11 protein-coding genes are annotated in these 15,394 nt (G+C 33.9%); 5 read left to right on the top strand and 6 right to left on the bottom strand.

Going from position 1 to position 15,394, the window contains the following annotated elements; genetic code table 11:
- Positions 1 to 811: 811 nt before the first annotated feature.
- Complete coding sequence (locus tag B6C84_RS06060) at positions 812 to 1,993, top strand: sugar efflux transporter (RefSeq protein WP_086354189.1); 1,182 nt, start codon at positions 812 to 814, stop codon at positions 1,991 to 1,993.
- Between the two features lie 85 nt (positions 1,994 to 2,078).
- Here B6C84_RS06060 and surE read toward each other — a convergent pair whose 3' ends face one another.
- Both surE and ypfJ read right to left on the bottom strand, forming a co-directional pair.
- On the bottom strand, positions 2,079 to 2,858 hold the full coding sequence (surE, locus tag B6C84_RS06055; RefSeq protein ID WP_165755153.1) for a 5'/3'-nucleotidase SurE: 780 nt from the start codon (positions 2,856 to 2,858) through the stop codon (positions 2,079 to 2,081).
- Positions 2,859 to 2,880: 22 nt separating this feature from the next.
- A complete protein-coding gene (gene ypfJ / locus B6C84_RS06050) occupies positions 2,881 to 3,750 on the bottom strand; it encodes a KPN_02809 family neutral zinc metallopeptidase (RefSeq protein WP_086354191.1) in 870 nt (289 codons plus the stop codon).
- Between the two features lie 482 nt (positions 3,751 to 4,232).
- On the opposite strand from ypfJ, the gene proP reads away from it, so the two are divergent.
- Positions 4,233 to 5,732, top strand: a complete 1,500-nt coding sequence (gene proP / locus B6C84_RS06045) for a glycine betaine/L-proline transporter ProP (protein WP_065614167.1) — start codon at positions 4,233 to 4,235, stop codon at positions 5,730 to 5,732.
- Positions 5,733 to 5,859: 127 nt separating this feature from the next.
- Here the strand turns inward: proP and B6C84_RS06040 are convergent, their stop codons facing one another.
- Both B6C84_RS06040 and B6C84_RS06035 read right to left on the bottom strand, forming a co-directional pair.
- Positions 5,860 to 6,231: a hypothetical protein gene (locus B6C84_RS06040; RefSeq protein WP_086354192.1), complete on the bottom strand. Its 372-nt coding sequence runs from the start codon at positions 6,229 to 6,231 to the stop codon at positions 5,860 to 5,862.
- A gap of 166 nt (positions 6,232 to 6,397) precedes the next feature.
- Positions 6,398 to 8,236 (bottom strand): GmrSD restriction endonuclease domain-containing protein, encoded by a 1,839-nt coding sequence (locus tag B6C84_RS06035; protein ID WP_086354193.1) that lies wholly within the window; start codon positions 8,234 to 8,236, stop codon positions 6,398 to 6,400.
- Between the two features lie 231 nt (positions 8,237 to 8,467).
- Here B6C84_RS06035 and B6C84_RS06030 point away from each other — a divergent pair, with 231 nt between their 5' ends.
- Both B6C84_RS06030 and dld read left to right on the top strand, forming a co-directional pair.
- Positions 8,468 to 8,863, top strand: a complete 396-nt coding sequence (locus B6C84_RS06030) for a hypothetical protein (RefSeq protein WP_086354194.1) — start codon at positions 8,468 to 8,470, stop codon at positions 8,861 to 8,863.
- Positions 8,864 to 9,090: 227 nt separating this feature from the next.
- The gene (gene dld, locus B6C84_RS06025) at positions 9,091 to 10,803 is read left to right on the top strand and encodes a D-lactate dehydrogenase (RefSeq protein WP_065614164.1); all 1,713 of its coding nucleotides are present in this window, start codon (positions 9,091 to 9,093) and stop codon (positions 10,801 to 10,803) included.
- A gap of 83 nt (positions 10,804 to 10,886) precedes the next feature.
- Here the strand turns inward: dld and mutS are convergent, their stop codons facing one another.
- Complete coding sequence (mutS, locus tag B6C84_RS06020; protein WP_065614317.1) at positions 10,887 to 13,445, bottom strand: DNA mismatch repair protein MutS; 2,559 nt, start codon at positions 13,443 to 13,445, stop codon at positions 10,887 to 10,889.
- Between the two features lie 454 nt (positions 13,446 to 13,899).
- Between mutS and gapA the strand changes: the two genes are divergently transcribed.
- A complete protein-coding gene (gene gapA / locus B6C84_RS06015; RefSeq protein WP_034903096.1) occupies positions 13,900 to 14,895 on the top strand; it encodes a glyceraldehyde-3-phosphate dehydrogenase in 996 nt (331 codons plus the stop codon).
- A 143-nt stretch (positions 14,896 to 15,038) separates the two neighbouring features.
- On the opposite strand, the gene cspE is transcribed toward gapA, so the two are convergent.
- Positions 15,039 to 15,248 carry a transcription antiterminator/RNA stability regulator CspE gene (cspE, locus tag B6C84_RS06010; protein ID WP_025315032.1) on the bottom strand — a complete coding sequence of 70 codons (210 nt, stop codon included), beginning with the start codon at positions 15,246 to 15,248 and terminating at the stop codon, positions 15,039 to 15,041.
- Between the last annotated feature and the right edge of the window lie 146 nt (positions 15,249 to 15,394).

The following is a 15,394-nucleotide window of genomic DNA, read 5'->3' as shown; positions in this document are numbered from 1 at the left end:
TATCTATCATATTGATTCAAATCAATTTACCAAGTTTATATATTATTTTAGTTTTACTAAACCATGTCACTTATCTATTTGCTTCTTCATTAATAACTAAGATATCAAAACTTTTTTGGCTCAAATTTTTGCATTAAGAATGATGTTTAAAAATTTTGAGGAAAGGGGTTTTTGGATAATTAAAAATATTAAATTTTTGTCTTTTTTCGAATTAAAATTAAGAAATCTTCTTAAAAAACTCATTTGTTATCCTCTATTACTACTAATATTTAATCATCAAATAAAGAGTTCTTTCTATATTAGAAAAGAGATCTAAAACTACGTCATGAGGATTACAAATTATTGGCAATCTTAACATAAATGTTTATTTAACTTGACGAAGCTTAATAGTACAAAATTCTAATACTATTGATAATTTACTTAAGAAATTTGATTTAGTTAATAAATTTTATCTTCCTTACGAACAATTTGCTTTTTTATTAATTCGGTAATCACCTAAGCAAGGTTTACCTAAAGATAACTAATTTATTACTGTATTAAGTTATTTCTTTAATAATATAGTATAAAAATCAAAGAAAGTTGGTTAAGTAATGAATTGGGAAAATCGATTAAAAGAATAATGTTGAAATAAGATTTTTATTCCAAACTAGAATGATTAATTTAATGGTGAAAAAATGATTAGCACAAATTTATTTTATTATTAAAATTAACTATTGCTTGAATAATTAGCTAATGATCTAACTAAAGCCTATATTCGCACTACTTTTAGGGATATAATTGTTACACATTATCATATTGTTAAGTTCCTATTATGACTTCATCATCTCTTCGAAAACCGAGCGTAATTTTTGGCGCTTTTTTAGTAACTACATTTATTATTGGTGTCGCTGGTGCATTGCAATCACCTACCTTAAGTCGTTTCTTATCATTTGAAGTGGGTGCTGACCCTCGTTTAGTAGGTTTATTTTTCTCAATTAATGCATTAGCCAGTATTATTGGTAGTTATTTGCTAGCTAAATATTCAGACAACAAAGGTGACAGACGTAAGATTGTTATTTTTTGTTGCTTGATGGGGTTAGCAAATAGTCTGATTTTTGCTTATTCGCGTAACTATTATGTATTAATTACATTAGGCGTATTTTTTGCAGCATTAGCTTCGGCTGCCATGCCACAAGTTTTTGCTATGGCGCGCGAATATGCTGAAAAAAGTGGCAGAAATGCCGTTGCCTTTAATTCATTGATTAGAGCACAATTATCATTGGCATGGGTTATTGGTCCGCCATTATCATTTGGTTTAGCTATCCATTATGGTTTTACCTCAATGTATTTATGTGCGATGTCGATGTTTATCATATCCATGTTTGTAGTAGCAGTTTTTTTACCACCAGTAGAAAAGAAGTCAATCAGCTCACTTAGTCCTAGTCAGTTAGCTACCGCTAATCAATCAATTTTTACTAATCGTAATGTGATGTGTTTGCTACTTTCTACTATTTTTATGTGGACTGCTAATATGATGTATATTATCGATATGCCAATTTATGTTGAAAAGGTATTGCATCTTTCTGATTCATTACCTGGTGCGTTAATGGGGTTGGCTGCAGGGATTGAGATTCCAGTAATGATAATTGCTGGTTATATGGTACCCGCATTAGGTAAGCGCAATCTATTTTTTATCGCTATCATTTGCGGAATTTTATTTTATATTGGTATGATTTTATTCACTGACCCAACCATGTTATATGTATTGCAGCTTTTTAACGCACTATTTATTGGCATCGTTGCCAATATTGGTATTATCTATTTCCAAGATTTGTTACCAACTCGAATGGGCGTTGCTTCAACTTTATTTAATAATGGCATTATTTGTAGTATTATTTTGGCTGGGATTATTCAAGGTTTTGCATCACAAGCATATGGTCATGAAATAATTTATTGGATTGGCTTAGTGATGGTTACTATTTCTTTTGTCTTTTGTGCATTGGTTAAGAAATAATTTCAAAAGCTTTATATTTATATTTTACGTCTTCCTGATTTTTTAGCTAATCAAGGAAGACGCATTAATTCCATCAAACAAAAAGTTAAACGTTAAAGGTAGCTTTTATTTGTTGATAAAAGTCGTAATCAGTACGTTCATAATGTAATGGTGTAATCGCGACATAGCCATTATTGGCTGCATCGAGCTCTTTATCATCATCAAGCACATTTTGGTTGCGTTGTGCTCTAAACCAAAAATATTCATGGCCTTCAGGATCTTGTGTTTCAGCAACCACAAATTTGCTAACATCAGCAGTCCCTTGTTTGGTGATTTTAATTCCTTTTATTTGCTCTGCTCGGCAATTAGGAAAATTAATATTAAAACAAGTATTCTTTGGTGTCGTTAGGGATAGCAATTGTCTTATCACTGACTCAGCAAGATGAGTTGAACAATGCCAATCTGTTGGTATATTGTCTTCACTACTCACTTGACTCAATGCGATTGCTGGCACACCGAGTGTCATAGCCATCATTGCGGCGCCAACCGTTCCTGATAATACAGTTTCAAAGCCTAAATTTGAACCATTGTTAATCCCAGATAGAACCAAATCAGGCAATTGTTTCGCCATTAATGATTTGATGGCAAATAACGAACAATCTGCCGGTGTACCATAAACTGCATATTCTGTTTGGTTACGCTTTTGTACGCGAAATGGTGATTTCAAACTAACTGAACAAGAAACACCACTTTGATCAACAACTGGTGCGACTATCCAAACTTCGTTGGCGATCTTTTCAGCAATACTTTTTAAAATTCGGATCCCAGGTGCATCAATTCCATCATCATTAACTAATAAAACTCGGTTGACTAATTTTTTCGACATACTTATTTCCTTTTTAATTTCCTTATTGAATAAATGTATTGCACTGATTAATTGCTCCACTATCAAAACCACGTTTAAACCAGTTATAACGTTGTTTTGATGAACCATGGGTAAAACTATCAGGAATTATATAACCATTATTTTGCTGTTGTAAGCGATCATCGCCAATTGCTTGTACGGTATTTAAGGCTTGTTCGATATCACCCATCTCTAAAATATTCTGTTTTTGCATAGCATTTCCCCATAATCCAGCATAACAATCGGCTTGTAGTTCAAGCTTGACTGATAACTGGTTACTGGTTTCGTTAGATTGATTTAGCCTTAATTGTTCAACCCTAGCCAAAATTCCAAGTAAGTTTTGTACATGATGTCCTACTTCGTGGGCAATCACATAGCCTTGAGCAAAATCACCACCGCCACCTAGGCGTTGTTTCATCTCTTGATAAAATGATAGATCAAGGTAAACCGTTTGATCGAGATTACAATAAAATGGCCCCATCATTGCTTGACCTGTGCCACATGCAGTTCGAGTTGCACCACTATAAAGAACTAATTTAGGCGCAATATAGGTTTTACCTAATTGTTGAAACTCTTGACTCCAATAATCTTCAGTACTGGCCAAGATAGTTGAGGTAAATTTAGTTGCATTATTATTTATAGAACTATTATCAACAGGCGATGTTGATGATATGGATGTGGTATCGTCTAAATCAATCAGATTGCTATTCAGTAAGCCAGTTAAATCAACGCCGTAATAACCAGCAACTAACACGACAATAAATAAAACAATTTTACCTTTACCACCAATTGGAATCCTTGTTCCAATATCACTTCCTGATTGTGAGCGGCGATCTTCAATGTTATCACTCTCTCTTTGGTTTCTCCAACGCATAGGGAATACCTCATCAGTTTAAGTAATATCATTTTAAAGGATTATAGATAAGGTTACTAGCTATAGACCTCATTACATGATCAAAAAAAGGAGATGATAAAATGATGTGATAAAAGCGTTTTTTTTGCTGATTTTAGGTATATAATTTTGGTTATACTCTTTGGTGTATTATTCGTATAAACAAAACTAAATTTGCAATTATATGTGATTAAAGTTTTAACTTAATTCTTTATCTAGTCACTTAGAAAACTCTAATTATTTGTTAGTGTTACTTTTTATACAGTTTTATAACTTTATGATTTTATCTTTTTACTATATCAATCATTGTGATATGACCTTCTATTAATAATAATTGTACACTTTCAACAGAAAAGTACATCAAGTCTGGTAATGATAATTACTTCTGTTTGGCATAGTAGCTGATTAAAGTTAATTATTTGGATTTAAATCTTAATATTGATTAATTTAAAAGGCGGTATTTAATGGCAAAAGTGAATAAAATTAAGAAAAAACCGTTAGATATTACTGATATTCCCATTATTGATGATAATCAATTAAAAAAAGCGACTTGGGCATCTGCTTTTAGTAATGCTATTGAATGGTATGATTTTGGGGTATACAGCTTTTTGGCTTATATTATCGGACAGATATTTTTTCCTCATATATCTCCTAGTGTACAAATTATTGCTGCGCTATCAACTTTTTCGATTCCCTTTTTCATTCGTCCATTAGGTGGCATTATTTTTGGCTTAATTGGTGACAATATTGGCCGTCAAAAAGTGTTATCGATTAGTTTAGTAATTATGTCATTAAGCACGTTTTGTATTGGCCTTATCCCCACTTATGAAACGATTGGTGTTACCTCGCCAGTTCTGTTATTAATTGTTAAATTAGCTCAAGGTTTTTCAATCGGAGGCGAATATTCAGGTTCAGCAACGGTAGTTGCTGAATATTCACCTGATCGTAAACGAGGTTTTATTGGTGGCTGGCTTGATTTTGGTTCAATGGTTGGATTTATTTTAGGGGCAGGGCTAGTGGTATTTTTGTCTATGCTACTTAGTCAGTCGGCATTGTACAATTGGGGCTGGCGTATCCCATTTTTAATCGCTTTACCTTTAGGTATAATTAGCTTTATATTGCACCATATTTCAGAAGAAACCCCAACTTTTCAACAACACCTCGATGCCAGACAATCAGAGAACATAGCTGAAACTTCATCAACTACTGCACTAAAGCAAATTATTAGCCAATATTGGCGACATATTTTAATTTGTGCCGGATTGATAATTGTGACTAATGTATCTTTTTACCTATTATTAACTTATATGCCAAGCTATTTAGCACATAACCTCAATTATGATACTGAGCACGGCTTACTAATTATTATTGCTATTATGGTTGGGATGTTAATTATTCAACCCATAGTTGGCTTATTAAGTGACAAAATAGGTCGGAAGCCCTTTATATTGATTGGTAGTATAGGCTTACTGCTTTTGTCTTATCCAGCATTTGTGTTAATTAATAGCCAGCATATTCCTCTCGTCTTTTTAGGGGTGTTTATTTTAGCGTTATTCATAAACTGTTTCACTGGAATTATTACTTCAATATTGCCGGCAATGTTTCCAACTAATATTCGTTATAGTGCCATTGCCAGTATTTTTAATATTGTGATTATCGTTGCTGGGTTAACACCAACACTAGTGGCATGGTTAGTTGAAGCAACCGGCAATTTATTTATGCCAGCTTATTACTTAATGATGATAGGTTTTATTGGTGTTATTACTGGTCTTGCAATGCACGAAACAGCTAAAAAACCATTGCACAATACGACTCCAACTGCGGCTAATCGCCATGAGGCCAAAGCACTCTTATCTGAACATTTTGATTCTATCGAGGGTGAAGTTGAAGATATTGATCAACAAATCGAAGAACTACAAAATAAAAGGCAAGAATTGGTTGATCAGCATCCTAAATTGGATTAAAGAATGCTATTTCAAATAGATAATAAAATTATTAATATAGTCGCGGGTAACTAAAAAATAGTTTGCTCAAATCGTTTTATTAAATTTTAGATAGTGTTGTTATTGGTGGCAAACTATTTTTAACAGATTAAAACAGCAGATCTTTATCCCAAATATAATGGTCAATAGGCAACCATTGCTCTTTTTGTAAATGATACCAAACTGTTAAATTTTCTTTAGCATTAATTTGCCAAGTTATTTCTGTTATTTTAATTTTCCCCTGCTTAATTTCGTCTGGTTTGAAAATATTAAGCAGGCCTATCCTAAATTCTGTTATTAGACCTTCATTAGTTCCTAAAATATATGTTTCTTTTTTATAGGAAGGAAATTTCTTTAGCGCATCATCCCTGGATAAATTTTTTATCAGGTCATAAGAAGTGTATTGAGACTGAGTATTTATTTTTGTCACTATTGATGCTTCCTTAATAGGATTTACCTCAATAGCTTTTTCTTCGGCCATTGCAGAGTTACTTCTGTAAAATGGTAATAAGAAAATAATCAGTAAATAAAATTTTTTCATCATATTAATTAAGATAAAATTTAGTTATTGTATTCCCAATACTTTTTAATATTTGTCTAAATTTTAAGATATTAACTAGTTAAATATACAAAGAATTAAATCAGAGTTAATCTTCTCGTTCTTTATGTTTACCCATTGCCTCTTCAATCAACGAAAATAATTTTTTTTGTCGATCTTCCATAAACCCATTAAAATCATCAGCTCTTAATAATTTAGGATCTATACAATGTGATTCTAAATATCCATCTAATATGCTAGGCGAAATTTGAGGTGAGTCTGCATTACCATTTTCTAATGTTAGTAAATATTGTGAAGGTGCAACACCACCTATTTTACGATTAGTTTTATAGCTAAGTGGCGTTTTGTTAATAATTGAGTCATAGATTTCTGATTTAATTCCTTGCTTATTACACCAGATTCTAGGGAATATATGATGTATATCAACTGCATCACCAAAAAATACTGTATCATCAAATTTTTGACCAGATCTAAAATCTTGTGCACCTTGTTTCATTAGTAAGGCATTAACACCTTTATAAGCTGCAGATAAACGAGATTTCATCGTTTTTAACCTATCTGGTCTAAATTGAGCTTCGCTAATAGTTAAAGGTACTTCTCCGCCTTTTAACCAATCTGGTACTTGTATAAAATCACGAGCATTGAGCGAGTCTACCGCAGAACCATATAGCTCACCAAATACACCACTCCAATACCATTGTTCTAATTTTCGTCGAATAGTTCCATGTTCCCAATCATCTTGTTTTATATCAGCTAATATTGCTGCTAAAGGGACAACTTGTGATTGGTATGGTAGATCATAAATCTCATAAATATTTAATAAATGGAGGAATTTTGCTGCTTTTTGAAAACCTTCTTCTGCTTGTTTTTCATATTTTTTATAGGCAGATAATGGTAGATTTAGCAAAGCTTGACGATTTCCAGATACTGCTGGTAACTCTTTACCCTGTTTTCCTGCTTGTTCTGCTTGTCGTCTTTTTTCTCTTGTATAAAAAAGTGAAATGACCTGCAAGAAATCTGTGTTTGAAACATTGCCGATAATACCTTGTTTTCGTCCTGATAAACGATAAGTATTAGCAAAACGTTTTTGTCGACCCGAATAAGTTTGATCACCATACCAATCTTTTCGTAATTCATGTCCATCAGCAGCATAAATTGCAGTTACTAATTCAAAAGCATCAAGTGCTTTTCCTTTGGTGTTTACTTTTTCAAATACAACACAGACTGCCTCTTTGCTCGTTTCTCTATCTAAAGCTATAACAGGAACTCTATAAGATTTAAAGTTTTCTAAAATTTCTTTTTTAAACTGTCTAAACAGCTCTCGGTTGGATTTATTTATATCACCGGACCAATAGCTATCAAAACCGTCTTGCCATTCATCCCAATCAAAAACTTCAGTCATTGGAAAGACAAAATTACCATATTCTTTTTCAGCAGATGATATATCTAACTCAATTTCCCTTCCAAAATTAGTTGTTAATTTTTTATCTTCAGGAATACTTAGAATTGCTTCCTCTCTATCTATATTAGAATCTAAGGCCTTTTTTATATCAATATAAAACCAGCGTTTAACGTTTTTATTTTTAGCTGTTATTGTTTCAACAACTTGTTTTCGAATTGTTACTTGATACATTGAAGTTATTCGTTGTTGACCGTCTAATAGTAGTGAAAGTGGCGATTCATATTTTGCTTTTTCAGGTGCTCCTTCAATTATTCGGGGTTTGAATTCAACTTGTCCACCAGTATATAAGGTCATTAATGCACCAATAGGAAATGAACGTGATATTGAAGCGATTAAACTTTTTATTCTATCTTCATCCCATACCCAGCTTCGTTGAAAATCAGGTAATTGTAATTTTCCTGTATGGCATTCATTAAGTAAAGTTGAAAGATCAATAGGATTAGTTTGAAATGTTGGTCCGGCCATTAATAAAATCCATTAAATTATATTTTTTTAATTATGACTTTATGAAATCTATAATGCAACAATGTTTAGGTTATCTAAATAATTTAATACCTAAATTACTAAAGTAGTATAATTGCAAAAATTAAAGGATTTCTTACTGAAAAAAATTTAAAATTGTTTAATTTATCTGTAAATTTTATATTTTTGGTATAGTTCTTTTCAGTCATTATTTAAGAAAATAGTGATAAACAAATGTTAAATTTGAAAAGTGTTTATTTATTTCTCATTCTATTTTTGCTAAGTATCACAGATGCCAATGCTGCTGTAGCATTTACAAGATTTTATACTACTAGCGGCAATAGTGAACAGGTATTTTCCTTTGTTTTTTCTGAATTTTTAATTATATTATTTGTTGTTATGGTTAGTATTGTTGGCGCTATAGAGAATCGAATAAAAAATAAAAATATTAGCAAGCCAAAGAAACCGAAAAAAATATCCAAAACAGATGTACCATTAATAAAATCAATCCAAGAATTTAAAAAACTAAAAAAGAATAATTTCAAACACCGGATATTTAATTTTTTGTGGAAGTATTTTTATAGGTTAAAAGAGTTTTTTAGGAAAAAAGTTGAGGAAAGGGGGTTTTAAAATTCAAAATTGTAGATCTTGTTCGATAAAACTTTAATCTTCATTCTTAACCTTTCAATAATACTAATGATTATCTTTTATTTTTGATTCTTTTTAGCTTTTTGTGTCAGTTTTGTTCTTTCTCTCTATAAAGTGTAAAGCGCTCTTTTCAATAAATTTAATTGGTTATAATATAATCAAAATGAATTTGATATTTGTCTAATTCCAATCTAAATAAGGGAACCAAAATGACTGTAAATAATACATCAGATCTTGTTGCGAAGTTAAAAAGTATTGTTGGTGATAAATATACCTTAACTGAACCTAGTCGTACTTTACTTTATCGCCAAGGTGCTCGTTTTGGAGTAGGGGATGCATTAGCGGTGGTTATACCAGGCACACTATTAGAACAATGGCAAGTTTTAAAAGCTTGTGTTGAAGCTGATGTTATTGTAATAACCCAATCTGCTAATACTGGTTTAACGGGTGGTTCCACACCAGATGGTAATGATTATGATAGACCGATAGTTATTGTAAGCACTCGTCGATTAGATGGAATTCAAGTCATTGAAAATGGCGATCAGGTCGTTTGTTTGCCCGGTAGTACATTATTTCATTTAGAAAAAGAACTAAAAAAATATCATCGAGGACCACATTCTGTAATTGGTTCGTCATGTATTGGTGCTTCAGTGTTAGGTGGGATTTGTAATAATTCCGGTGGTGCGTTAATTCAAAGGGGGCCGGCTTATACTCAAATGGCAGTATTTGCTCAGTTGGATGAGCAAGGGCAGTTACATTTGATTAATCATTTAGGTATTGAATTAGGTGATACGCCCGAGGAAATATTACAAAATCTACAAAATCGTGTTTATACCGATAAAGATGTTAACCCGAATGCTGGGTTAGGGCATGATCACCATTATTGCGATCATGTACGACAGATAGATGCTGATACACCGGCTCGATATAATGCCGATCCAGCTCGTCACTATGAGGCATCTGGTAGTGCTGGGCGTTTAATGGTATTTGCGGTACGGTTAGATACGTTTCCATTAGAAGAAAACACTGCAGTGTTTTATATTGGCACGAATAATACCAATGAACTGGATGATATTCGTCGTCATATTTTAGGACAATTTAAAAATTTGCCAGTATCTGGCGAGTATATTCATCGTGATGCGTTTGATATTGCGGCGGTATATGGTAAGCATCTTTTCCTAGCAATTAAGAAGTTAGGGACAGATATGATTCCTCGTTTGTATGCGTTTAAGAATTTGGTTGATCGTATTGTGAAAAAAACACCTTTTTTTTCTGGCAGTTTTTCCGATTGGTTTGCGGTAAATGTGTGTAAGTTGTTACCCAACCATTTACCTAAATCAATGCGTGATTATCGTGACAGTTATGAACACCATTTAATTTTGAAAATGTCTGACGATGGTATCGCCGAAGCTGAGGCATTTTTAAAGGATTATTTTGCCAATAGTCCAACAAATAAGCGTAATGGAAGCTATTTTCGTTGTAATGATAAGGAAGCCGAAGCAGCAATGTTGCACCGTTTTGCCGTTGCTGGTGCTGCGACAGTTTATCGTAATGTGCATACTAAAACAGTTGAGGATTTAGTCGCGTTAGATATCGCTTTGCGACGCAATGATAAAGATTGGTTTGAAACCTTGCCCGAAAGTATTAGTCAGCATTTTATTCATAAATTATATTATGGTCATTTTTTCTGTTCGGTTTTCCATCAAGACTATTTAGCTAAAAAAGGTACTGACTGTTCAAAAGTGGAAGAAGAGATGTTGGTGATACTCGATCAGCGTGGAGCGCAATATCCAGCTGAACATAATGTTGGCCATTTGTATCATGCTAATTCAGATTTAAAAAACTTTTACCATGAGTTAGATCCAACTAATAGTTTCAATCCGGGTATTGGTAAAACCTCCAAAAAGAAATTTTGGAAATAAACCAAACCAAAATTCTAAAATTATCACCGCCATTATTGATTTAATGGCGGTTTTTTTATTAATTTACTATTATTGTTGATTAGTTAAAGTAATTTTTTTAATTGGTAAATGGTTTCTAACGCTTGTTTTGGCGTTAGAGCATCAGGATCGATCTGTTGTAGGGCTAGTTCGACTTCTGATGGTTCTGTGTCGCCAATAAAGGTAAGTTGTGAGCTTTCAATATGGCTATTAGCTGAATGTTTAGAGATGACTTCTAGCTCTTTTAGTTTTTGTTTAGCGCGTTTTAAGATGGTTTTCGGTACACCTGCAAGTCCTGCTACTGCTATACCAAAACTCTTACTAGCTGCACCTTCTGAGACTTCATGGATAAAAGCGACGGTATTGTCGTGTTCTATGGCATCAAAATGGATGTTATAAACACCTAGCATTTGTTCTGGCAATTGAGTTAGTTCAAAATAGTGGGTAGCAAATAGAGTCATCGCTTTGATTTGGTTAGCCAAATTTTCAGCACATGCCCATGCTAGTGACAGACCATCATAAGTTGACGTTCCACGCCCAATTTCATCCATTAAAACTAAACTATTTGGCGTAGCATTATGCATGATGTTGGCAGTTTCGGTCATTTCCACCATAAAGGTTGAACGACCAGAAGCTAAGTCATCTGATGCCCCTATTCGAGTAAATATACGATCAACAGGGCCAATTGTCGCTTTAGACGCTGGAACAAAGCTGCCAATGTAAGCGAGTAAGACGATCAATGCTGCTTGGCGCATATAAGTACTTTTTCCGCCCATATTTGGGCCAGTAATAATCAGCATTCGTCTATCTGATGAGAGAGATAGTGAATTGGCGATAAATGGTTTTTGTAATACTTGTTCTATCACAATGTGTCGCCCATCTTTGATTTCAATGCCTGTTTGATTGGTTAATGTTGGGCAATGATAGTTGAGTGTTAGGGCTCGTTCAGCAAGATTAGTCAGTACATCAAGTTCGGCAATCGCATCTGCACTGGTTTGCATATTGGCTAATTCAGGTATCAGTTGATCGAACAGTTGTTCATAAAGCTGTTTTTCAAGTGCCAATGCACGGCCTTTTGAGGTTAAGACCTTATCTTCATACTCTTTTAACTCAGGAATAATATAGCGTTCGACATTTTTTAGTGTTTGTCTTCGGGTATAATGGATTGGTGCTAAATGACTTTGGCCACGGCTAATTTGGATATAATAACCATGAACCGCATTAAAACCAACTTTCAATGTATCAATGCCTAAAGTTTCACGCTCGCGAATTTCGAGCTGTTCTAAATAGTTGGTTGCACCATCTGCTAAATTACGCAGTTCGTCCAGCTCTTGATTATAACCGTTAGCAATGACACCTCCATCACGAATAATTACCGGAGGTGCTTCAATAATTGCTCGATTTAACAGATCGGCAATTTGATCAAATTGATTAATTTTGGCGCGTAATGCAATAAGTGATGGTGCATTAAATTGCGCTAACTGTTGTTGGAGTTGTGGTAATAGGTTATAGGCATCACGTAACCGAGCAAAATCGCGTGGCCGAGCACTTCGTAGTGCTAATCTTGCCAAAATTCGTTCAAGATCACCAATTTGCTTTAATAGCGGTTGAAGGTCGGTGACATCATTTTGTAACTCTTTAATGGCTTGTTGTCGATTTTCTAAAATGGCCAAATTACGAATTGGCGAGTGTAACCAACGTTTAAGCATTCGACTACCCATAGCGGTTTGGGTTTTATCTAAAATGTCGGCCACAGTATGTTCAGTACCACCTGATAGGTTTTCGGTGATCTCTAAGTTTCTACGAGTGGCGGCATCTAACACCACAAAATCAACTGAAGATTCTTTAACTATTGAGCGAATATGTGGCATGGCTGTGCGTTGGGTATCTTTGACATATTGCAATAAACAGCCAGCTGCACATAAGGCATAATGGCAATCTTCCACCCCATAACCGACTAAATCATTGGTACCAAATTGTAAATTAAGTTGCTGTTTGGCGGTTTCCAGATCAAAGTCCCAAATTGGGCGTCGTCTTAATCCGTGACGATTTTCGATTAAATACATTGATGGAAAGTCTTCAGGGTAGAGTAACTCAACTGGGCTGGTTCGCTGTAATTCAGCTTGCATTGCTTCCGGATTATCACATTCAAATACAAAAAAGCGACCTGAACTTATGTCTAAAGTGGCATAGCCAAAGTGCTGTTTTTGTTGCCATATGCAGGCAAGTAAGTTGTCTTTACGATCTTCTAATAATAATTCATCGCTTACAGTGCCGGGAGTAACAATACGAACAATTTTACGTTCAACCGGCCCTTTACTTGTAGCGGGATCGCCGATTTGTTCACAAATTGCGACTGATTCACCAAGTGAAATGAGTTTAGCTAAGTAACTTTCAACCGCATGATAAGGTACTCCTGCCATCGGGATAGGTTGACCATTAGACGAGCCTCGTTTGGTTAGCGAAATATCTAAGAGTTGTGAAGCACGTTTGGCATCTTCATAAAACATCTCATAAAAATCACCCATACGATAAAACAATAAAATATCTGGGTTTTCAGCTTTCAACTTTAGATACTGGCGCATCATTGGTGTGTGGTCGGTAAAATCTTGGTTATCTGTCATAGTGTGTTAGTTCTTTAATCTTTTGTATTCAATGTATCAAATCTATCGCAGATTCTCATAGTCGGACTGCCAACAAATAGCTTATGATAGTAAAAATTTGTAACTAAAATAAGCTAGCATATATTATTGCTAGGATAATATATATTAGGTTTATGGTCGATAAAATCTTCGCTATGTAATTGTTACTTAATTTAATGATGTACCATGCTAATAATCTATTATTATAACGAATTATTTTTACTTAATGCAGTGGTTATTTTTATGCTGAGAGTAAAATTTTTAATTACATTAACCAATTGATTTTATTGATTATTGTTTGTGATTTCTTTTATGGTTAAAAACTATTTGATTAATTCGTGCCTAATTATGTGTAATGGTCTTGAATAAGACCCCAAAATTTGATAGTTTACTGCAAGTTATTTTTATCATTTAAAACAAAAAGAAGGTAATTGTTATGACAATCAAAGTAGGTATTAATGGTTTTGGCCGTATCGGTCGTATTGTTTTCCGTGCTGCACAAAAACGCTCTGACATTGAAATCGTTGCTATCAATGATTTATTAGACGTTGATTATATGGCTTATATGCTTAAATATGATTCAACTCACGGTCGTTTTGACGGTACTGTTGAAGTTAAAGACGGTAAATTAATCGTTAATGGTAAAACAATCCGCGTTACTGCTGAAAGAGATCCTGCGAACTTAAAATGGAATGAAGTAGGTGTTGATGTTGTAGCTGAAGCAACAGGTTTATTCTTAACTGATGAAACTGCTCGTAAACACATCCAAGCTGGTGCTAAAAAAGTTGTTTTAACTGGCCCATCTAAAGACAATACTCCAATGTTTGTTATGGGTGTTAATGATAAAGAATATGCAGGTCAAGATATCGTTTCTAATGCTTCTTGTACTACTAACTGTTTAGCTCCTTTAGCTAAAGTAGTTAATGATAACTTCGGTATCGTTGAAGCGTTAATGACTACTGTTCACGCAACTACAGCAACTCAAAAAACTGTTGATGGTCCATCTCACAAAGATTGGCGTGGTGGTCGTGGTGCTGCTCAAAACATCATCCCTTCATCAACTGGTGCTGCTAAAGCTGTAGGTAAAGTTATTCCTGAATTAAATGGTAAATTAACTGGTATGGCTTTCCGTGTTCCAACTCCAGACGTTTCTGTTGTTGACTTAACTGCACGTTTAGCAAAACCAGCTAAATACGAAGACATCTGTAAAGCTATCAAAGCAGCTGCTGAAGGCCCAATGAAAGGCGTTCTTGGTTATACTGAAGATGACGTTGTGTCTACAGATTTCTTAGGTGAAGTTTGTACTTCTGTATTTGATGCTAAAGCTGGTATCCAATTAAGTGATAACTTTGTTAAATTAGTTTCTTGGTACGATAACGAAGTTGGTTACTCTAACAAAGTACTAGACTTAATTGCAGTTGTTGCTAAATAATTAGAAGCAGTTGTAATTGCAAAAAAAAGCGGCCTTGGGTTGCTTTTTTTAGTTCTAATAAAGGGATTAAAATACTACCCTTATAAAAAAACGCCTATTTCGAGAAATAGGCGTTTTGCTTTTATTATTTAATTAAACTTTAATTAGATAACAACTACTTCAGCCGCTGCTGGTCCACGAGGGCTATCTTGGATAGCAAATTCGACTTGTTGTCCTTCAGCTAAGGTTTTAAAGCCATCACCTGAGATTGCAGAGAAATGTACGAATACATCTTTGCTGCCATCGGCTGGAGTGATAAAACCGAAACCTTTACTTTCGTTGAACCATTTTACTTGGCCTGTTTTTTTATTCATTTACTAGACATCCTAACAATAATTAATAATTTGCCTTATCGGCTGTTTAGGCATTAACTAACATTAATACACCAACTCATAAACTAATCTAACTAGTCTGGAACTAAATTAAAAAGTTAATCGTTTTCATAAAAATGCTTCTTGTT

It is taken from the genome of Gilliamella apis, from assembly GCF_002142155.1.
GTDB classification, from domain to species: domain Bacteria; phylum Pseudomonadota; class Gammaproteobacteria; order Enterobacterales; family Orbaceae; genus Gilliamella; species Gilliamella apis.
This window is presented reverse-complemented; position numbering and strand designations above follow the sequence as displayed.